The organism is Streptococcus koreensis, assembly GCF_003627135.1.
GTDB lineage: Bacteria > Bacillota > Bacilli > Lactobacillales > Streptococcaceae > Streptococcus > Streptococcus ilei.
The window spans coordinates 1,018,949-1,039,476 of sequence record NZ_CP032620.1 but is presented as its reverse complement, the minus strand read 5'-3'; the positions used below and the strand labels follow the sequence as shown (position 1 = coordinate 1,039,476).

General features: G+C 42.4%; 17 protein-coding genes. 4 read left to right on the top strand and 13 right to left on the bottom strand.

Going from position 1 to position 20,528, the window contains the following annotated elements; all coding sequences use genetic code 11:
* Positions 1-72: 72 nt before the first annotated feature.
* Positions 73-1,500, bottom strand: coding sequence for a Cof-type HAD-IIB family hydrolase (locus D7D50_RS05275; protein WP_120701669.1), 1,428 nt, complete (start codon positions 1,498-1,500; stop codon positions 73-75).
* Between the two features lie 64 nt (positions 1,501-1,564).
* On the opposite strand from D7D50_RS05275, the gene D7D50_RS05270 reads away from it, so the two are divergent.
* Complete coding sequence (locus tag D7D50_RS05270; RefSeq protein ID WP_023024226.1) at positions 1,565-2,527, top strand: asparaginase; 963 nt, start codon at positions 1,565-1,567, stop codon at positions 2,525-2,527.
* 356 nt (positions 2,528-2,883) lie between these two features.
* Here D7D50_RS05270 and recG read toward each other — a convergent pair whose 3' ends face one another.
* The 6 genes from recG to manA form a co-directional block, all read right to left on the bottom strand.
* Complete coding sequence (recG, locus tag D7D50_RS05260; RefSeq protein ID WP_120701668.1) at positions 2,884-4,899, bottom strand: ATP-dependent DNA helicase RecG; 2,016 nt, start codon at positions 4,897-4,899, stop codon at positions 2,884-2,886.
* Between the two features lie 97 nt (positions 4,900-4,996).
* Entirely contained in the window at positions 4,997-6,124 is a 1,128-nt protein-coding gene (alr, locus tag D7D50_RS05255) for an alanine racemase (protein WP_120701667.1), read from the bottom strand.
* Positions 6,114-6,476 carry a holo-ACP synthase gene (acpS, locus tag D7D50_RS05250; RefSeq protein WP_023024231.1) on the bottom strand — a complete coding sequence of 121 codons (363 nt, stop codon included), beginning with the start codon at positions 6,474-6,476 and terminating at the stop codon, positions 6,114-6,116. The genes alr and acpS overlap by 11 nt, the downstream gene beginning before the upstream one ends.
* A gap of 83 nt (positions 6,477-6,559) precedes the next feature.
* Positions 6,560-7,591 carry a 3-deoxy-7-phosphoheptulonate synthase gene (locus D7D50_RS05245; protein WP_120701666.1) on the bottom strand — a complete coding sequence of 344 codons (1,032 nt, stop codon included), beginning with the start codon at positions 7,589-7,591 and terminating at the stop codon, positions 6,560-6,562.
* A gap of 20 nt (positions 7,592-7,611) precedes the next feature.
* Positions 7,612-10,131 carry a preprotein translocase subunit SecA gene (secA, locus tag D7D50_RS05240; RefSeq protein WP_120701665.1) on the bottom strand — a complete coding sequence of 840 codons (2,520 nt, stop codon included), beginning with the start codon at positions 10,129-10,131 and terminating at the stop codon, positions 7,612-7,614.
* 207 nt (positions 10,132-10,338) lie between these two features.
* The gene (gene manA / locus D7D50_RS05235) at positions 10,339-11,283 is read right to left on the bottom strand and encodes a mannose-6-phosphate isomerase, class I (RefSeq protein ID WP_023024237.1); all 945 of its coding nucleotides are present in this window, start codon (positions 11,281-11,283) and stop codon (positions 10,339-10,341) included.
* A gap of 143 nt (positions 11,284-11,426) precedes the next feature.
* On the opposite strand from manA, the gene queG reads away from it, so the two are divergent.
* Entirely contained in the window at positions 11,427-12,566 is a 1,140-nt protein-coding gene (queG, locus tag D7D50_RS05230) for a tRNA epoxyqueuosine(34) reductase QueG (RefSeq protein ID WP_120701664.1), read from the top strand.
* A gap of 212 nt (positions 12,567-12,778) precedes the next feature.
* On the opposite strand, the gene D7D50_RS05220 is transcribed toward queG, so the two are convergent.
* The 4 genes from D7D50_RS05220 to D7D50_RS05205 form a co-directional block, all read right to left on the bottom strand.
* Positions 12,779-13,294, bottom strand: a complete 516-nt coding sequence (locus tag D7D50_RS05220) for a phosphatase PAP2 family protein (RefSeq protein ID WP_120701663.1) — start codon at positions 13,292-13,294, stop codon at positions 12,779-12,781.
* Positions 13,295-13,338: 44 nt separating this feature from the next.
* Positions 13,339-13,749: a peptide deformylase gene (locus D7D50_RS05215; protein ID WP_117744632.1), complete on the bottom strand. Its 411-nt coding sequence runs from the start codon at positions 13,747-13,749 to the stop codon at positions 13,339-13,341.
* Positions 13,750-13,857: 108 nt separating this feature from the next.
* Positions 13,858-14,751 (bottom strand): fructokinase ScrK, encoded by an 894-nt coding sequence (scrK, locus tag D7D50_RS05210; protein ID WP_117744633.1) that lies wholly within the window; start codon positions 14,749-14,751, stop codon positions 13,858-13,860.
* A gap of 199 nt (positions 14,752-14,950) precedes the next feature.
* Positions 14,951-16,870: a sucrose-specific PTS transporter subunit IIBC gene (locus tag D7D50_RS05205; RefSeq protein ID WP_023024246.1), complete on the bottom strand. Its 1,920-nt coding sequence runs from the start codon at positions 16,868-16,870 to the stop codon at positions 14,951-14,953.
* A gap of 380 nt (positions 16,871-17,250) precedes the next feature.
* On the opposite strand from D7D50_RS05205, the gene D7D50_RS05200 reads away from it, so the two are divergent.
* Together D7D50_RS05200 and D7D50_RS05195 are read left to right on the top strand one after the other, a co-directional pair.
* A complete protein-coding gene (locus tag D7D50_RS05200) occupies positions 17,251-18,705 on the top strand; it encodes a sucrose-6-phosphate hydrolase (RefSeq protein ID WP_023024248.1) in 1,455 nt (484 codons plus the stop codon).
* Complete coding sequence (locus tag D7D50_RS05195) at positions 18,686-19,651, top strand: LacI family DNA-binding transcriptional regulator (RefSeq protein ID WP_023024250.1); 966 nt, start codon at positions 18,686-18,688, stop codon at positions 19,649-19,651. Before D7D50_RS05200 ends, D7D50_RS05195 begins: the two co-directional genes overlap by 20 nt.
* Before the next feature lie 53 nt (positions 19,652-19,704).
* Here D7D50_RS05195 and nusB read toward each other — a convergent pair whose 3' ends face one another.
* Positions 19,705-20,133 carry a transcription antitermination factor NusB gene (gene nusB, locus D7D50_RS05190; RefSeq protein ID WP_023024252.1) on the bottom strand — a complete coding sequence of 143 codons (429 nt, stop codon included), beginning with the start codon at positions 20,131-20,133 and terminating at the stop codon, positions 19,705-19,707.
* Positions 20,126-20,515, bottom strand: a complete 390-nt coding sequence (locus D7D50_RS05185) for an Asp23/Gls24 family envelope stress response protein (RefSeq protein ID WP_006595687.1) — start codon at positions 20,513-20,515, stop codon at positions 20,126-20,128. The genes nusB and D7D50_RS05185 overlap by 8 nt, the downstream gene beginning before the upstream one ends.
* Positions 20,516-20,528: the final 13 nt, after the last annotated feature.

The window sequence follows — 20,528 nt, the reverse complement described above, 5'->3', positions numbered from 1 at the left end:
GCTGATTTCATCAGCTTTTACAGCCCTACTCAACTGTGCGGAGGTGGGACGACGAAATCAAATTCTAACGAATTACCGATTTCTGTCCCACTCTCTTTTATTTTCTTCAGATTCTACTGTTTTTTCAGAGCAATGTTTTTGATAAGCTTTGATTTGCCGTTCCAGCTCTTTTTGAATAGCTGGCTCAGGTGCATACCTTTCTTCCCAGTCATCTGGTTTTAAAATTTTATGCGTGACTTCATCAAAGTGAGCCTGACCATCTGGGAAAATCTTCCCCATGTTTGCGCGGTGTACAATCTCAAAGACCTCTTCAGGATCGACCCCCATTAGAACAAAACTACCATAAGTCAGATAGAGCGTATCAATCAAGGCATCGACCTGCCCCACCATGGAGATCTCAGCTGGATGCTTGCTACGAACCTTATTGGCTGCCTCATCTAGGGCTTGATGCAAGCTTTCGATTGAACGATCAAAGGTTGCTTCATCCTTGCTCGCTGCCCGAATAAATTCAACCAATTCCTCCTGCTTAAACATGGTTCGGTAAAGAGCCTCTTGATTGTCCCAGGCCTTTGGTTCTTCCTGAGTTTGACCATCCATGAGTTGATGGAAGGCTTTGACCTTATTAAAGTGATCGTCGCGACTAACAAACAGTGACTGATCCGTGATAATGCCAAAATGTTCCAGCGCTTTTTGGATCCCGTCTTTGGTATTGCTGGTCGTTGTGTGCTGAGCTACTTCTTTGACCCTGCTGGTTCCATTGCCCATTGCAATCGACAAGCCAACACCCGAGAGCATCTCTATGTCATTATCAGAATCTCCAAAGGCCATAACTTGGTCCATCGAGAAGCCAAATGCTTCTCCTACAATCCGAATCCCCTCCATTTTTGAGTTATCAGGGTTGATGACATCTGCCGCAAAGGGACTAGAACGAGTGAATTTTAATTCAGGAAAAGCTTGCTCAACTTTTTGGGTGTCCTTGGGACTAGCTAATAAGAGAACCTGATAAACCGGTCCTTGAGCAATTTGTAGCAGTTGCTTTTGATCCTGAGGAACAGCCTTGCTGACTACCTTGTTGAAGCCCTGACTAACTGCCTTCGAAAAACCTTTCGGTACAAAACGTGCAGACCATTGAGAAATCGGACTCATCCCAAAACTCATAATGCGAGAGCCTTCGACTCCATCTTCTGTCCCTAAAGCAATTTCGATGCGATGTTTCTTTGCATATTCAATTAAGAGACGAAGATTCTTCTTATCAATCGGAGAGGCAGATAAAATCTTGTCCTTGGTAAAAATATACTGACCATTATAGGTGACTGCGAAATCAAAGTCATAACGCTCGATAAAAGGACGGACAAAGAACGGTCCTCGCCCTGTCGCCAAACCAACAAAAATCCCTTGTTCCTTTAAGGCGCGAATGGCTTTTTCAGTTGACTTTAAAACCATTCGACTATCATTGACCAAGGTTCCGTCAATGTCAAAAAAGACCGCTTTTATTTCCATGATGACTGCTTTCTTTCCGTTTTATGATACAATAAATTATAACACACATTTCAAGGAGACACACATGATTAAGAAAATTTTGGCCCTTCATACAGGAGGGACCATCTCCATGCAGGCTGATGCCACAGGAGCTGTCGTGACCAATTCAGCCAACCCCATGAACCATATTGATTTGTCACTAGCTGGGATTGAGCTCACTTCAGAAGATTTTTTAAATTTACCAAGCCCTCATGTAACTCCTCAGCACATGTTGCAACTCTATCATAAGATTCAGAAAGAGGCTTACCAGTATGATGGTATTGTCATCACCCATGGTACCGATACTCTCGAAGAAACAGCCTACTTCTTAGATACCATGGACTTGCCAACTATTTCTGTAGTCCTGACAGGAGCCATGAGAAGCTCCAACGAATTAGGAAGTGACGGTGTCTATAACTATCTGACGGCCATCCGAGTTGCGGCAGATTCCAAATCACAAGACAAGGGTGTCTTGGTCGTGATGAATGATGAAGTCCATGCAGCCAAGTACGTGACCAAAACACATACAACCAATGTCAGCACCTTCCAGACCCCAACACATGGTCCTCTAGGATTGGTTATGAAAAAAGAAGTTCTTTTCTTCAAAACAGCTGAACCCCGTGTGCGTTTTGATTTGCAAGAAATCAAGGGAGTCGTCCCCATTATTTCCGCCTATGCTGGCATGAAAACAGAACTCCTTGATCTACTAGATGTCCATCAAATGGATGGTTTGATTATTGAAGCCTTTGGAGCAGGAAATCTTCCTAAGGAAGTAGCTGAGAAACTATTTGAATTTCAGGAAGCCGGTCTTCCCATTGCCTTGGTTTCCCGTTGTTTTAACGGGATTGCAGAACCCGTCTATGCTTACGACGGGGGCGGAGTTCAACTTCACGATCACGGTATCTTCTTTGTAAAAGAGCTCAATGCCGCCAAGGCTCGGTTAAAACTCTTGATTGCCATCAATGCTGGCTTAAAAGATGAAGAATTAAGAGACTATATGGAAGGGTAAAATAAGAATAGAAGGCGTGACGGTTAATCCATCCGCCTTTTGAAGTTAAAAATAGCTTTGATGGACTAAGATAATGACTGACAAAATGAATTTTAACATGGTTCTCATAGCTAGGACCTCTTTTCTGTTTTTTACGATTATAGGTCCACAAACTTAAAATAAGATAAAGAGGCTGGGACAAAAGTCCTAGCCTCTCAATTGTCTTTGAATTGTCGAGCAAGACGCAGTGGTTGAGTGGGCTCTACTACGCTGATTTCATCAGCTTTTACAGCCCTACTCAACTGTGCGGAGGTGGGACGACGAAATCGAATTCTAACGAATTTCCGATTTCTGTCCCACTCTCTTTTTATCACTTCTTAATCCAGGTGTTCTTTCTGTTCCAAATGTAGAGACAGACAGTGCCAGTCTGGGTGTTCCCGCCATTTAGGAGTCGTGACCACCTGAACAGCTACCTTTCGCGCTTCCTCTAAGATCGGATAATCTTCAATGAGGTTGGCCACTTGAAATTCTGGTATGCCTGATTGACGCGTTCCAAAGATTTCCCCAGAGCCCCGTAGCTTGAGATCTTCTTCTGCCAAGACAAACCCATTGATTGTTTCAGTCATGATTTTCATCCGACGCTTGCCTGATTCCGTTTTGGGATTAGCAACTAAGACTGCGTAAGACTGCTTATCTCCACGTCCTACCCGACCTCTCAGCTGGTGCAATTGGCTCAAGCCAAAGCGGTCTGCATCCATGATGATCATGACAGTGGCATTGGGAACATTGACCCCGACTTCGATAACGGTTGTAGAAACTAGCAAGTCTATTTCTCCTAGCTTAAAGGCCTGCATAATAGCCTCTTTTTCTTCCCCCTTCATCTTACCATGGAGGAGGGCAATACGGGCACGATCTCCGAAGTAGGCAATCAATTCTTCCTCTAAGGCGATAGCATTTTTGAGGTCCAGTGCTTCAGATTCTTCAATCAAGGGAGAAATAACATAGGCTTGGGAACCTTTTTGAATTTCTTTAACCAACCAATCCAAAACCAAGTTTAACTGTTGGTGCTTGACCCATCGGGTGATGATGTCTTTTCGACCAGCTGGCATTTGGTCGATAATCGAAACATCCATATCACCAAAAGCAGTGATCGCCAAGGTCCGAGGGATTGGGGTTGCTGTCATCATCAAGACATCAGGATTTTGGCCCTTTTCACGCAGGATCCGTCTTTGGGCTACACCAAAACGGTGCTGCTCATCAATAATGACCAAGCCTAAATCATGGAAATGAACTCCCTCCTGAATCAAGGCATGGGTTCCCACAATAAGGTCCACTTCCCCTGCTTCAATCGAAGCCAATCGCTCTCGTCTCTCCGCAGCTTTCAGACTTCCTGTCAAAAGAAGGATTCTAAGATTAGGAAAAAGAGAGGTCAAACTTTGTAAATGCTGCTCGGCCAAAATTTCTGTCGGTACCATCAAAGCTGCTTGCTTGCCAGCTGTCACAGCAGCATACATGGCTAGTCCAGCAACGACAGTTTTTCCACTTCCGACATCCCCTTGCAAGAGACGATTCATGTGGTAAGGAGAGCGCATATCTGCTAGAATTTCCTTCAGACTCCGCTCCTGGGCTTCTGTCAAAGCAAAGGGAAGATTGGCTTGAAGAGCTTTTAGCTTCTTCTCATCCCAATCCAGTACAATTCCCTGCCCGACTGAACGATTTTCTTCCTTCAAGACCTGCAGTTGCAATTGGAAAAAGAGCAGTTCTTCAAATTTCACTCGTCTCAGGGCCTGCTTGTATTCCTCAAGGTCCTTGGGAAAATGCATAGCCCTGACCGCCTGCCTGCGAGAAAGCAACTGGTACTTGTCCATTAGGACTTGGGGCAAATTTTCTTCCAATAGTTGGTCCAAGCCTGCTTCAAAAGCTGTTTTGATAACCTTCACTAGAGCAGACTGACTCACCCCTTGAGCCAAGCGGTAGACCGGTTGAAGGTCATCTTCGACTTGCGCGAGTAGCTTCATCCCTGTCAAGGCTCCCTTGGCCTTGTCCCATTTACCAAAGACAGCCACCGTTTGCCCCAGTTCAATCTTGTCCGCTAGATAGGGCTGGTTAAAGAAACTAACTGCTAACACCAGCTCCCCTTGTTTAATGGTGAAGCGAAGACGGTTGCGTTTGTAGCCGTAATATTGAACATTGGCTGGAGTTGCGACAAGTCCAGAAACGACCGCTTTTTCTCCATCTTCCAAGTCTAAAACATTTTTTGATTTAAAATCTTCATATCGAAATGGAAAGTAGAGCAAGAGATCTTCAACCGTTTCGATTCCCAATTTCTTGTATTTCTCTGCTGATTTTGGTCCAATTCCTGGTAAGACAGAGAGTGGTTGGTGTAAGTTCATTCATTCCTCCTAGATAAGAAAGGAGGCTGGGACCTCCGTCATCAACCTCTTTCATCTCGAACTTTTTATGAAAGGAAGCTAGGAAAACTTAAACAGCTTACTTCCCACTGACTTCCTTTGTTGGACGATAAACTCTTGGTACGCGATCGCTCAAGACACAAACCACCTCATAGTTGATCGTGCCTCTATAGACTGCTACATCCGTTGCCGTGATAGCTAGATCACCATCTGTTCCAATCAATACCACCTTGGTCCCAATCGGATAGGCCTTGGGTAGGCGAATGGTGATTTGGTCCATGGATACGCGACCGACAACTGGACAGAATTGACCATCAATAAGGACATGAAAACCTTGCATATCTCTAGTCCAGCCATCTGCATACCCAATCGGAATCGTCCCAATCCACTCTTCCTCAGTAGTCTGATAGGTCGCTCCATAGCCAACTGTCTGCCCCACCTCTAGTGGCTTGACATGCACCAATTCTGTTTCCAAACTTAAAGCAGGACGAATATTGTAAGGTAGTTCTAACTCTCTTCCACTTGGATTGAGGCCATACATGACATCGCCCAGTCGGACAGCATTAAAAATGGTATCAGCATGCCATAAAGTCGTTGCTGAATTGCTGGCGTGAACGATTTCTGGAGTATAGGGCAAAAGCTCCAACAGGGTCTTAAATCGTTGCAATTGTCCTTGGAAATGACGGTCATCTTTCTCGTCAGCTGTTGCAAAATGGGTAAAGATCCCTTCCACTTCTGCCCCATGGTTTCTTAATAAGATCATAGCCTCTTTCAAGTCTTCTGCTGAACGGAAACCAATTCGTCCCATTCCTGAATCCACTTTAATATGAAGCTTCAAACCAGTCAAATCAGACTTTTTAGCTAATAAAGATTTCAACCACTCGAGACTAGCCACTGTATAACGAATTCCTTCTTTGATGGCAATCTCTATGAAATCTATTGGAGCAACTCCCAAAATTAAAATCGGCTTTTCACCAGCTACTTGGCGTACTTCTATGGCTTCGTCTAGGTTGGAGACACAAAAAGCATCTACCATTGGCAATAAGCGTTCTACCACTGGCTGAACCCCATGGCCGTATGCATCGGCCTTGACAACCGCAAAGGTCAAGGTCTCTTTCGGAATATGGTCCTGTATTTGTCGAACATTATAGGCAATAGCCTCCACATCCACATATGCTCGCGTTGGTCTATGTATACTAGCTTTCATTTCTTTCCTCCAAAATGACACTGGTCGAAACTAAATCGCCTGAGTGACTAATCGAAACCCATATCTTTCCACTAAAAGGGGCTTTAGAAAAATAGGGAGCTCCTTTTTGATTGGTTAGAATTTCCAGATCCTGAAATCCTACTGGTCCAATTCCTGTTCCCCAAGCCTTGGAAAAGGCTTCTTTTGCAGACCATCGTCCGGCCAGGTATTCCATTTTCCGTTTCCCGGATAATTGATCGAATCGTTCTCGTTCTGTCTCTGTCAATACCTTGGAAGCAAATCTGGGATGTCTCTGGTAGGCTTCTTCAATGGATTGGATCGATTCGATATCTATCCCATGTCCAACAATCATATCTATTCCTCTTTGATAATTCTCTATTCGCAACTCCATTTAAGAAGGAAAGGGCTGAGAATGTTTTCTCCAGCCCTCTCCTCTTATTCAGCTACATACTGATATATTTCTCGTACTAAGCTTTCTGTCTTTTCCCAACCCAAGCATGGGTCTGTGATTGATTGACCAAATACTTCTGGTTGATCTTGACGACCGTCCTCCAGATAAGATTCAATCATAAATCCACGAACCACATCATGGATAATTGGATTCCAGCTTCGATTACTAAGGGTCTCTCTGACAATGCGAATCTGTTCAGCAAATTTTTTCCCAGAATTATCATGATTGGTATCAACCAAGATAAATGGATGTTGCAATCCCAAGGCTTGGTAACGATGAGCAGCTTCTAGCAAATCTTCATAGTGGTAGTTTGGAATGTTTTTCCCATTCGCGTCTAAAGCTCCACGCAGAATAGCGTGTCCGAATGGATTTCCATTTGTTTCCACAGAACGACCATTATAGAAGAAATGATGCCCATGCTGTGCAGCATAAATCGCATTAAACATGACAGACAGATTTCCAGATGTCGGATTTTTCAATCCAGTTGGGACTGAAATCCCACTTGCCACAAAACGGTGGCCTTGATCTTCTACAGAACGGGCCCCAATAGCAACATAGGAAAGTAAATCTTCAACAAATGGGTAGGTCTCTGGATACAAAAGTTCGTCTGCTGTTGTCAATCCGGTTTCGGTAATCACTCGATGATGCAGGCGACGAACTGCCTTTAAACCAGCTACAAAACTTGGTTCTGAAGCAGTATCCGGCTGATGCATCAAGCCTTTATAGCCATCTCCATTGGTCCGAGGCTTGGCAGTATAGACCCGCATCACAATGAAGACCTGATCTTTGACTTCTTCTTGAAGGGCTGCTAGGCGACGAGCATATTCCATCACTGCTTCCTCATTATCTGATGAACATGGCCCCATCACAAGCAAAATGCGCTTGTCTTCTCCCTTTAAAATAGAGGCTAGTTCACGATCACGCGCTTCTTTGCGAGCCAACTGTTCACCTTCTAAGCGATAAAGAGAAGTTACTGCTGTTTCATCAATGATTGGGCTAGTAGCTGTAAAAGACATAGGCAGATCCTTTCATACGATTAGAGTTTTTTACCGTGGCAGTTTTTAAATTTCTTACCAGATCCACATGGACAGATGTCATTGCGTTTGATTTGACTCAAATCAAGATCTTCTGGTAAATCAGTTTTTTGAGCGGCAATGTTACGAGTCGCGGTCGTTGAAATACTATGTTCAGTACGTGGGCGTTCTTGTTCGTGAATTTGAGCTTTCATCATCAAACGAGTCACATCAAACTCAATGGAACCAATCATATCGTTGAACATACGGAATCCTTCAGATTGGTATTCAACCACAGGATTGTTTTGCGCATAGCCACGGAGACCGACAGCATTACGCAATTGGTCTAAGGCATCGATGTGATCTGTCCACTTACTGTCCACAACACGAAGGATCAAGACTTTTTGGAATTCTCTGACTGCTTCTTCATCGCGTAATTTCGCTACTTGGTTTTCATAAACCTCTTCAGCTCGTTTGAACAAGTAATCAATCACATCTTTATCAGATTTGCCTTCAATATCGCTCTCTGAAATGGTATCTTCAGGGACCAAATTGTATTTGGCAAAGTTCAAGATAGCTTCCGTACGTTCTTCCTTGCTTGAGTGGCTTGCTCCTTCAACGATCCGTTTAATGGTTCGTTTGATCATGGCCTTGATTTCTGGAGCCAAATCACGATCCGCAGTAATCACATCATAGCGTTGAGAGTAAATAATCTCGCGTTGTTCCCGCATGACATCATCATACTGAAGGACTTGCTTACGAGTGTCATAGTTGTTCCCTTCCACTCGTTTTTGGGCTGCCTCAACTTGACGTGTAAACATGTTAGATCGGATGACAGATTCTTCTTCGCTTAGTTTGAAGCGATCTAACAAGGCTTTGATGCGCTCTGAACCGAAACGACGCATCAACTCATCTTCAAGAGAAAGGTAGAATTGAGATTCACCTGGGTCCCCTTGACGTCCAGAACGTCCACGCAACTGGTTATCAATACGACGGCTTTCATGACGCTCTGTACCAATGACACATAGTCCACCCAATTCACGAACTCCTTCACCGAGCTTGATATCGGTACCACGTCCGGCCATGTTGGTCGCGATGGTGACGGCACCACGTTGACCAGCATTCATGATGATTTGCGCTTCTTTGTAGTGGTTTTTCGCATTCAAAACTTCGTGGGGAACTCCTGCTTCGACCAAGAGACGAGATAAATAGTCACTGGTTTCAACGGCAACGGTACCCACCAAGACTGGTTGTCCTTTTTCGTAACGTGCTTTTACATCTTCTACTACAGCCTTAAACTTCGATTTCAAGCTTGGGTAGAGAAGATCTGGATGGTCAATACGAGCAATCGGACGGTTTGTTGGAATTGGAATGACGCGAATGTTGTAAATTTCACGGAATTCTTCTTCTTCTGTCTTACCAGTACCTGTCATCCCTGAAAGTTTTTTGTACATCCGGAAGAGGTTTTGGTAAGTAATAGAAGCTGATGTTTTGGTTTCTTCTTGGACTGGTACACCTTCTTTAGCCTCAATCGCTTGGTGGAGACCATCAGAATAGCGACGTCCTTCCATGGTCCGACCTGTAAATTGGTCGACGATCAAGATTTCTTGATCCTCACTGACCACATAGTCGATGTCCAAAATCATGATATAGTTGGCACGGAGGGCATTGTCAATGTAGTGTGTTAAAGCAACATTTTCAATGTCATACAAGTTTTCAAGCTTAAAGTAGCTTTCAGCCTTATCAATCCCAGAATCTGACAAACCAATCGTTTTTGAAGGAACATCAATGATATAGTCTTCTTCTTCCAAAGATTTCACAAAGGCATCCGCCATGTGATAGAGTTGGCTAGTTTCTGTAGAAGTCTGACCTGAAACAATCAATGGAGTACGGGCTTCATCAATCAAGATCGAGTCTACCTCATCGACCAAGGCATAGTTCAAAGGACGTTGTACCATGTTTTCGGCACGAACAACCATGTTATCACGCAGGTAGTCGAAACCGATTTCCGCATTGGTTGAATAGGTGATATCACAAGCATAAGCTTCTTGTTTTTCAGAAGGTGATTTTGCAGCCAGGTTGATCCCAACTGAAAGACCTAGCCATGAGTACAATTCTCCCATCTCAGTCGCATCACGTTCTGTCAGGTATTCATTGACCGTAACAACGTGAACCCCTTTACCAGATAGGGCATTCAAATACACCGGCATGGTCGCAGTCAAGGTTTTCCCTTCCCCTGTACGCATTTCTGGAACGTCACCATGGTGAAGAACAATCCCCCCCATGACCTGTACTTTATAAGGGAACAAGCCCAAGACACGCTTAGCACCTTCACGAACTACTGCGAAAGCTTCATAGAGGAGATCATCCAATGATTCACCATCTTGGTAGCGTTGTTTGAATTCTTCTGTTTTCGCCTTCAGTTCATCATCTGACAAGGCAGCCATTTGATCTTCATAGGAGAAGACCTTGTCTGCCATCTTTTCCAATCGTCTTAATTCACCTTTATCATTTTCGATAATTGTTTTTAATAAATTAGCCATTAGTATCCTTACTTTTCAAATTTCTTAAATTTTAAACGTTCTTTTTATTATAGCACACTGTAGCTTATCCATCAAGAAATTCCATTGATTAGAAGATGGTTTCCCCCTCTTTTTTCCCTTATCCATTTCACCTTTTGCTCATCTATTAGAAAAATCCTTAAAACAACAAAAGGTTAAGTACTTGACGACTCAACCTTCTATCTACGTTTATGGATGACTGACAATTAATTCCATCTCTTCTCCTGATAAGGTCCAATTCTGGATATCACTCGTTAAGATAAAATGTTCTCCTTTTCCAATCGGATAATCTACCCCATCTACCTGAAGACTTCCTTGCCCTGAGAGAACGCTCACCAAACTATAATCATGGGTCTTTTCAAATCGAACTTCCCCATTGATGACCCATTTGTGAACACCAAAGAAGTCATTGGCCACTAACAAAGTCGATGACAAGTGGTCAACTTTTTCCTCAACTGGTCGGCTATTTGCCGGAGCACCTAAGTTCAGGACATCAATAGACTGTTCAATGTGCAATTCACGTAAATTCCCTTGATCATCTTTGCGATCAAAGTCGTAAACTCGATACGTCGTGTCGCTTGATTGCTGGGTTTCCAAAATCAAGATACCCGAACCAATGGCATGCATGGTTCCACTTGGAACATAGAAGAAATCTCCCGCTTTCACAGGAACCCGTGCTAAAAGATCATCCCATTCTTTGGCTTCGATCATTCGACGTAATTCTTCCTTGGACTGGGCGTGGTGACCATAGATAATCTCCGCCCCTTCATCCGCAGCAATAATATACCAGCATTCGGTTTTCCCAAGTTCTCCTTCATGCTCCATTCCATAGGCATCATCTGGATGAACCTGAACACTGAGCCAGTCATTGGCATCCAGAATCTTTGTCAATAAAGGAAAGACCGGTTCTGTTCGATCTCCAAATAATTCACGATGCTCTGCATAAAGTTGATCCAAGCCCATTCCAGCATAAGGCCCATTTTTAACAACTGAAACACCATGGGGATGGGCCGAAATAGCCCAGTATTCACCAACATGATCGCTCGGGATTTCATAGCCAAACTCATCTCGTAATCTAGTTCCACCCCAAATTTTTTCCTGCATGACGGATTGTAAAAATAACGGTTGTGACATACCTGCCTCCATATATCCTTGTATTCAATACCTTATTATACAAAATTTCATTCGTTTTTGAAAGCTCTACAAATCCCTTCATCCCCTTTTTAATTTTTTGCACGTTTTTCGCATTTTTACCGGCTTTTCGCTATAATAGGTATATGAATCTCAAAGAATCCATTATCGAATTGGCTCACTCCATCGGTATTTCAAAAATCGGTTTTACCACCGCAGATGATTTTTCCTATTTAGAAAAATCCCTCCGCCTAGCTGTAGAGGAAGGCCGAAATTCAGGGTTTGAGCACAAAAATATCGAAGAACGAATCCAGCCACGCTTAAGTTTAGCTTCTGCTAAAACGATTATTTCCATTGCCGTTGCATATCCTCACAAGTTAAAACAACAACCTCAGAAGACAGCCTATAAACGCGGAAAATTTACTCCCAACAGTTGGGGCATAGATTACCACTATGTCCTACAGGATAAGTTGGACCGCCTGGCTAAAGGGATTGAAGAATTGACGGCTAACTTCGAATACAAGGGCATGGTGGATACCGGAGCCTTGGTGGATACTGCCGTTGCTCAACGGGCTGGCATTGGATTTATCGGCAAGAATGGCCTCGTCATCTCAAAAGAATATGGTTCTTATATGTTTTTAGGGGAGCTTATCACCAACCTAGAAATTGAACCCGACCAAGCAGTCGACTATGGTTGTGGAGATTGTAACCGCTGTGTAGAAGCCTGCCCGACATCTTGCTTAATTGGAGATGGCACCATGAATGCCCGACGTTGTCTGTCCTTTCAGACCCAAGACAAGGGGATGATGGATATGGAATTCCGTAAAAAGATTAAAACGGTCATCTACGGCTGTGATATCTGTCAAATCTGTTGTCCCTACAATCGTGGTCTGGATAACCCACTAGCTACTGACATTGACCCTGAACTAGCTCACCCAGAATTAATCCCCTTTATCGAGCTATCCAATGGTCAATTCAAAGAAAAATTCGGAATGGTCGCTGGTAGTTGGCGGGGGAAAAATATCCTTCAGCGAAATGCCATCATTGCCTTGGCCAATGCTAATGACCGGTCTGCCATCCCTAAACTTCTAGAAATTATCGAAACTTCGCAAAACCAGATTCATATTGCAACAGCCATTTGGTCTCTGGGGGAGCTGATTCGAGAAGTCACACCTGACTTGGTTGATTTATTAACTTCCCTCAAAAACCCAAGTCCTGCTATTATAGAAGAACGCGAACGGTTTTTCCAAAAATTCCATCTAGATGAAATAACGATACAAAAATAGAGAGTGGGACAGAAATCGGTCATTCGTTAGAATTCGATTTCGTCGTCCCACCTCCGCACAGTTGAGTAGGGCTATAAAAGCTGATGAAATCAGCGTAGTAGAGCCCACTCAACCACTGCGTCTTGCTCGACTATCCAAAGACAATTGAGAGGCTAGGACTTTGGTCCCAGCCTCTTTTATCGTTCACCTCATCCTTCTTCCTGACCTTATTCTTAAAAAAGCCCCAAGGGATAAAACCAAAAGAACCCCCAAAGAATAGCAGATAAAAAACCAACCACAACATCACGAACAAAATGGACTCCAGCCAGAACACGAACCCCCGCCAATAGAAGAGCCAAGGACAGACCAAGGACCGATAGAAGAGGATGCACTCCCCAGGCTACTGTAGAAATGATCGCCGCAGAAAAGACGTGCCGACTTGGCATAGAACTCCCCTTCCCCTCTCGATTCAGTAACGGAGGGAAAGTCCCCAGCTCATAGGGACGCGGCCAATTCATTCGTTTTCGAATGACACTTAATACAATAAAACCAGTTGCTGGTACCAAAAGATAAGCAAGCACAATCCAAGTCTTGCTAGCCTTTAGATAGGCTGCCCAAAGAACATAGAAATAAAGGAGAGGCATCAACAAGGTGACGAGCCTATTGGTCCACTTTAATAAAGAAAGATAATAGGGATGGGTCACAAAAAATGGTCTAACCCGTTCATAGAACAAACATTCTTTTTTCATAAGGATTTTCTCTTCAATCAGTCATTTAACAAGCAACAGCTCAGCTAGATCAAAATCCCTTCCAGGTGATCGAGCTCATGCTGGCAAATCTGGGCCACAAAACCTTCTAAGCTTATGAGCTGAGGTTTCCAATTGGTATCACGGTAGGAAACTTGAATCTTTTCAAAGCGACTTGTCTTTCGACTTCCTGGCAAAGAAAGACAGCCTTCTTCTGTCTCATAAATCCCTTCTTTCTTAACTAGAACAGGATTAAAGAGAACCAAGGGCATCAAACCTAGTTGGATGATGATCACCCGCTTACGTACACCAATCATATTAGCAGCCATGCCAACACAGGCTTCCTGGTGAGCTCGTAGGGTATCTTGTAAATCTTGCGCCAAATACAAATCCTCTTTTGTCGCTTCTTCAGACACTTGACTCAAAAAGAAGGGATCCTTCATAATGGCTTTTTCCATCATTTCTCCTCTCTTGCTAAAAAAGAGAAGGTCATTCATCCATCTTCCCGACGAAGAACTCCCTCCCCCTAGCATTTTGATGCTTTATGTTATTTCAACCTTAACTTATTAGTCTTTTTTGCTGACTTGTTTTGCTAAGACAAAGTTACCCAAGGTCGCTGAACCATTTCCTGCTACTGCTGGTGTTACGATATAGTCACGAACATCTGGCACTGGTAAATAGCCGTTCAATAAGACGGTGAATTTTTCACGAACGCGATCCAACATGTGTTGTTGTGCCATCACTCCTCCACCAAATACAATCACATCTGGGCGGAAGGTTACAGTTGCATTGACAGCAGCTTGGGCAATATAGTAGGCTTGGATATCCCATACAGAGCTATTCAGTTCAATATTTTCCCCACGAATACCGGTACGAGCTTCCAAGCTTGGGCCAGCCGCAAGACCTTCTAAACAGCCTCTGTGGAATGGACACACACCATTAAATTCTTTTTCAACATCCATCGGGTGTTTGGCAACATAATAATGGCCCATCTCAGGATGTCCCACTCCACCAATGAATTCACCACGCTGGATGACACCTGCACCAATCCCTGTACCAATTGTGTAGTAAACTAAGTTCTCAATACGACCACCCGCATTATTACGAGCCACGACCTCACCATAAGCTGAGCTATTCACATCAGTGGTGAAGTAAATCGGTACATTCAAGGATCGACGGAAAGCTCCCACCACATCTACATTTGCCCAATGTGGTTTGGGAGTTGTTGTAATAAAACCATAGGTCTTTGAATTCTTATCAATATCAATCGGTCCAAATGAACCAATGGCTAAACCAGCAAGACTTTCAAATTTAGAGAAAAACTCAATACATTTATCAAGGGTTTCAATTGGGGTTGTTGTCGGAAACTGTGTCTTTTCAATGACGTTATTATTTTCGTCACCTACAGCACAAACAAACTTTGTTCCACCAGCTTCAAGACTTCCATATAATTTAGTCATATCAAACCTCTTTTTCAATTCTCTTTTTTTCTATTATATCACAAAGGGAAACGGTTCACTTCTATTCCTTATAGAAAAAACTACTCTTATTTATGTTTAAACATTAGGTGAGCGACTTTTTTATTCCAAGCCTCACCTCCAAACAAAATTCAAGGACTGGAGGAAGCCCTAACCAGTCCTTGAGTAATCCTATTTTAGATTATGCTTTTACTTCAATAATCGCATCGCCTTTAGCAACTGCACCATTAGCTACTGGAGTTACTGAAGCATAATCAGCTGTGTTTGTGACGATGACCATTGTTGTATCATCAAGACCAGCTGCTGCAATTTTAGCAGAATCAAATGTTCCAAGAACATCGCCAGCTTTGACCTTGTCACCTTGAGCAACTTTCTGATCAAATCCTTCACCGTTCATTGAAACTGTATCAATCCCAACGTGGATCAAAACTTCAGCACCATTGGCTGTCTTCAAGCCAAAAGCATGTCCAGTTGCAAAAGCAATGGTTACTTCAGCATCCGCCGGAGCATATACAACACCTTCAGTTGGTTTGATGGCAATCCCTTGTCCCATAGCACCACTTGAGAATACAGGGTCATTTACGTTTTCTAAAGCAACCGCTTGACCAACGATTGGAGAGATGATGGTTTCATCTTGAAGAGATGCTGGAACAGTTCCAGTTGTTTCTTCTTCAATAATTGCACCAGCTTCTTCGTCTTCTGCAGGAACTGATGAAGCTTCATCTTCGTAACCGAACATATATGTCAAACCAAAACTTAGTGCAGTTGTAAATACAACCATAAATACATATTTCAATAATTGACCGTTTAGATAGAGAAGTGTTCCTGGAATAATTGTAATACCAAATCCTGTACCAGCAAGGTTTAACATAGATGCAATCCAACCACCTACAGCACCTGCTCCCAAAGCAATAACGAATGGTTTCACATAACGCAAGTTCACACCAAAGATTGCAGGCTCAGTAATACCTAATAAGGCAGAAATAGTTGCAGGAAATGCTAAAGCTTTCACTTTTTGAGATTTTGATTTCACTGCCACCGCTAAAGTCGCACCAGCTTGTGCAGTCATAGCAGCTGTAATAATTGCATTAAATGGATCTTTTTTATCCGAAGTAATTAATTGCGATTCAAGAAGGTTAAAAATATGATGGACACCAGTAACGACAATCAACTGATGAACCCCACCGATAAGAAGACCTGCAAGGCCGAATGGTAAATTTAAAATAAACTTAGTTGCATTCAGTACATGTTCCTCGATGCTGTGGAAGAATGGTCCAATAATAAACAAAGCGAGGAATGACATGATTGTTAATGTAAATAATGGAACCAATAACAAATCTAAGACATCTGGAATTTTCTTATGGAGCCATTTTTCAAGTTTTGCACCAATTAGACCAACGAAGAAAGCGGGAAGAACTGAGTTCTGGAATCCAACTACATGATGGAAGATACCAAAGAATGTTGCTGCTTTAGAAGGATCTTCCGCTACAACCCACGCATTAGGAAGTGTCGGACTAACCATCATCAAACCAATTACAATTCCAAGAACAGGATTTCCTCCAAACACTCGGAACGCAGACCATGAAATCAAGGCTGGGAAGAAAGCAAACGCAGTATCTGTCAAAATTGTTGAATAGGTATAGAAATCTGTAGATTTAAATGCGTCTGCTGTAGTACCAAACAAAGCCAGCACTTGATCTTGAGCAATAGCACCACGAATTCCCATAAACAAACCAGTTGCAACGATTGCTGGCAAAATTGGGACAAAAACATCTCCGAAGGTACGGATTGCGCGTTGGAACCAATTTCCTTGTTTCGCTGCTTCAGCTTTCATTTCATCTTTTGAAGAAGTTGGCAAGCCTAGAGCTACTACTTCATCGTAGATCTTATTTACAGTACCAGTACCAAAGATGATTTGGTATTGACCTGAGTTAAAGAAAGCTCCCTGTACTTTTTCAATGTTCTCAACAACATCTTTGTTGATTTTTGATTCATCTTTAACCATCACGCGAAGACGAGTCGCACAGTGAGCAACACTGCTAACGTTCTCAACTCCACCGATTGCATCGATGACTTTTTTTGCAATTTCTGTATTTGACATTTGCAAAAATCTCCTTATTTTTTATTGTTTTGAAAACGGTTAAACCATCTCTACGCTCTTAATTGTACCACGTATTAAGAATATGTCAACCGTTTTGCAGAATGTTTTTGGTGTTTATTTGCGATTTTTGATTGTTTGAAAGATGGATTTCTTATTTTCATTCACTAAAAAGCCCGTATGCTCTATATAAAAACCTCTATCTTGTTTTTGAATTTTCAAAAACTTTCATACTTTCATTTATTTTCATAAATCAAAACTAGGCTTGACTTCGATATTTTATGATAAACGTTTGACATTTTTTCTCAATTATTTGGCCAAATTCTTGCTTTTTTTTTTAGAAATCGGTACTATGGAAGTAAGAAAAATTTTGGAGGAGTCAAATGGAATGGACAACCGAACTTCGGTACAAACGGTATGAAGACTGGACCGAAGAAGAAAAGAAACAAATTAAAGAAAATATGGCCAAATCCCCTTGGCATACTCACTACCATGTTGAACCAACATCTGGTCTCTTAAATGATCCAAATGGTTTCTCTTATTTTGACGGCAAATGGATCCTCTTTTACCAAAACTTTCCGTTTGGAGCCGCACATGGATTGAAGTCTTGGGTACAACTCGAAAGTGACGATTTAGTCCATTTTAACGAAACCGGAGTGAAGGTCTTTCCAGACACACCTTTAGATAGCCATGGAGCCTATTCTGGATCAGCTATGCAATTCGATGACAAACTTTTCTTATTCTATACAGGAAATGTACGAGATGAGAACTGGATCCGCCATCCCTACCAAATCGGGGCTTTGATGGACAAAGAAGGAAAGATTGAAAAAATCAACAAAATCTTGATTGATCAACCTGCTGATTCTACTGATCACTTCCGTGACCCACAGATTTTTAATTTCAAAGGCCAATACTACGCCATTGTCGGTGGTCAAGACCTTGAGAAAAAAGGATTCGTTCGTCTTTACAAAGCAGTGAATAACGATTATACCAACTGGGTTGAAGTAGGAGATCTTGATTTCAACAATGATCGTACAGCTTATATGATGGAATGTCCTAACTTGGTCTTCGTCGGCGAGCAACCTATCCTTCTTTATTGCCCTCAAGGTTTGGACAAAGCGGTCCTCGATTACGACAATATCTACCCAAATATGTATAAGATTGGGGCTTCTTTTGATCCTGAACAGGCTCGTTTAGTTGATGTATCTGAATTGCAAAACTTAGACTATGGCTTCGAAGCCTATGCAACTCAAGGCTTCAATGCTCCTGATGGAAGAGCCTTAACTGTTAGCTGGTTAGGTCTACCAGATGTCGCTTATCCATCTGATCGTTATGACCACCAAGGAGCTTTCTCTTTGGTCAAAGAGCTAAGTATTAAGGACGGTAAACTTTATCAATATCCAGTTGAAGCTATAAAAGAGCTCCGCTCCTCTTCATCCGAGTTTCGTAACAAAGAGGTTACCAACAATTGTTACGAGTTAGAATTAGCCTTTGAAGCGAATAGCAAAAGTGAGATTGTTCTCCTAGCAGATAAAGAAGGAAAAGGTCTTTCTATTACTTTCGATATTGCAAATGGTCAAGTCATTGTCGATCGTAGCCAAGCTGGTGAACAATATGCCCAAGAGTTTGGGACTACTCGTACTTGCCCGATCGAAAACCAAGCTACAACTGCTACTATTTTCGTCGATCATTCTATTTTTGAAATTTTTATCAACAAAGGAGAAAAAGTATTCTCTGGTCGCGTCTTCCCGCATGCTAATCAAACTGGTATTTTGATTAAATCTGGAACACCTACTGGAACATACTACGAACTAGACTATGGTCGCAAAGCTCACTGATGTCGCCAAATTAGCTGGCGTCAGCCCTACGACAGTTTCACGAGTCATCAATAAAAAGGGCTATTTATCTGAAAAAACTATCTCAAAAGTCAAAGAGGCCATGAGGGAGTTGGGCTACAAGCCTAATACAATCGCTCGGAGCCTACAAGGAAAATCAGCCAAATTAATCGGCTTAATCTTCCCAAAAATCAGTCATGTCTTCTATGCAGAATTAATCGATAAATTGGAAGAAGAACTGTTCAAACATGGGTATAAAACCATTATTTGTAATAGCGAGCATGATTCTGAAAAAGAACGTGAATACATTGAAATGCTAGAAGCCAATCAAGTAGATGGTATTATTTCTGGTAGTCATAATCTGGGAATTGAAGATTATAACCGAGTTACAGCTCCTATCATCGCTTTTGACCGAAACCTATCACCTGAGATCCCTGTCGTCTCCTCAGATAACTACGCCGGTGGCGTCCTTGCTGCGGAAACCCTTGCCAAGACAGGTGCAAAGAAGATTATCATGATTACGGGGAATGATAACTCCAATTCCCCAACAGGTCTTCGCCATGCAGGGTTTGCTTCGGTACTGCCAGGAGCACAAATCATTAATGTTTCTAGTGATTATTCCCCCATTCGCAAAGAAATGGAAATCAAGTCTATCTTGACCCAGCAAAAACCTGATGCTATCTTTGCATCTGACGATCTAACGGCGATTTTGGTGATGAAAATTGCTGATGAACTCGGCATTTCAATTCCAGAAGACCTCAAAGTCATTGGCTACGACGGGACCTACTTTATTGAAAAATTTTTCCCCCGTCTAACCACCATCAAGCAACCTTTACAAGAGATTGCTCACCTGACGGTCGATCTTCTTCTACAGAAAATCGAAGGGAAAGAGGTAAAGACTACAGGCTATTTTCTCCCTGTTAGTGTTTTACCCGGCAAAAGTGTGTAAATGAGTAAGAAATTAATCACAAAAAAGAAGCCACCTTTTAGGTAGCTTCTTTTTTATTCTGCTTCCGTCACAAATTGGCTTAAGACACCATTCACAAACCGAGCAGATTTCTCATCTGAAAAAGTTTTTGCTAATTCAATTGCTTCATTCACCGCAACCAATTGAGGTGTATCAAAGGAAGTCATTTCAAACACACCCAAACGAAGAATGTTTTTCTCCACTAGAGTCAAGCGTTCTACGGTCCAGCCAGTTTTCAAGTGTTGGGCAATCTGTTGATCCAATTCATCCTTTGATTGACGAACACCCGATACCAAATTGAGGAGAAAAGCTGGAATTTCCACTTCCTGGTCTGTTTCCTCTTTGTCATGAGTAAAAGCAAATCGACACGCTTCTACAACATCCCCTTCATACTCTAAACTCATCAGAGCTTGAAAGGCACGCTCCCGTAGATCACGACGTGATTCAAATAAAATATCAGTCATTGAGGAAATCCTCATTAAACAAATCTTTCAAATCAGGTTTCGCTGCTTTTTCAGTCACGATTCCAACTACATGGATGTTGACATCATCCAATGTGACGTCCGCCATATTGTAGACAGCTGTTTTTACTGCTTTTTGGATTGCAACCGCTACTTTAGGGACTGCCACACCATACTCTAGATAGAGGTAAATATCAACAGAGATTTGACCATCTTCTTGTGTACGAAGGTAAACCCCACGACCAAGAGCACGTTTTGAAAGACTATCCGATACACTCTTGTTTTCAAGAGAATGAACACCATCTACTTTTGCAGTCGCAATCGCAATAATTTTTTCTAGCACACGAGGTGCAATGACGATTTCGCCGTATTGTTCAGTTGCCATAGAAGTTCCTTTC

Coding starts and splice junctions, on each gene's coding strand:
- D7D50_RS05275 (WP_120701669.1), bottom strand. CDS start 1,500: ATGGAAATAAAAGCGGTCTTTTTTGACATTGACGGAACCTTGGTCAAT.
- D7D50_RS05270 (WP_023024226.1), top strand. CDS start 1,565: ATGATTAAGAAAATTTTGGCCCTTCATACAGGAGGGACCATCTCCATG.
- recG (WP_120701668.1), bottom strand. CDS start 4,899: ATGAACTTACACCAACCACTCTCTGTCTTACCAGGAATTGGACCAAAA.
- alr (WP_120701667.1), bottom strand. CDS start 6,124: ATGAAAGCTAGTATACATAGACCAACGCGAGCATATGTGGATGTGGAG.
- acpS (WP_023024231.1), bottom strand. CDS start 6,476: ATGATTGTTGGACATGGGATAGATATCGAATCGATCCAATCCATTGAA.
- D7D50_RS05245 (WP_120701666.1), bottom strand. CDS start 7,591: ATGTCTTTTACAGCTACTAGCCCAATCATTGATGAAACAGCAGTAACT.
- secA (WP_120701665.1), bottom strand. CDS start 10,131: ATGGCTAATTTATTAAAAACAATTATCGAAAATGATAAAGGTGAATTA.
- manA (WP_023024237.1), bottom strand. CDS start 11,283: ATGTCACAACCGTTATTTTTACAATCCGTCATGCAGGAAAAAATTTGG.
- queG (WP_120701664.1), top strand. CDS start 11,427: ATGAATCTCAAAGAATCCATTATCGAATTGGCTCACTCCATCGGTATT.
- D7D50_RS05220 (WP_120701663.1), bottom strand. CDS start 13,294: ATGAAAAAAGAATGTTTGTTCTATGAACGGGTTAGACCATTTTTTGTG.
- D7D50_RS05215 (WP_117744632.1), bottom strand. CDS start 13,749: ATGGAAAAAGCCATTATGAAGGATCCCTTCTTTTTGAGTCAAGTGTCT.
- scrK (WP_117744633.1), bottom strand. CDS start 14,751: ATGACTAAATTATATGGAAGTCTTGAAGCTGGTGGAACAAAGTTTGTT.
- D7D50_RS05205 (WP_023024246.1), bottom strand. CDS start 16,870: ATGTCAAATACAGAAATTGCAAAAAAAGTCATCGATGCAATCGGTGGA.
- D7D50_RS05200 (WP_023024248.1), top strand. CDS start 17,251: ATGGAATGGACAACCGAACTTCGGTACAAACGGTATGAAGACTGGACC.
- D7D50_RS05195 (WP_023024250.1), top strand. CDS start 18,686: ATGGTCGCAAAGCTCACTGATGTCGCCAAATTAGCTGGCGTCAGCCCT.
- nusB (WP_023024252.1), bottom strand. CDS start 20,133: ATGACTGATATTTTATTTGAATCACGTCGTGATCTACGGGAGCGTGCC.
- D7D50_RS05185 (WP_006595687.1), bottom strand. CDS start 20,515: ATGGCAACTGAACAATACGGCGAAATCGTCATTGCACCTCGTGTGCTA.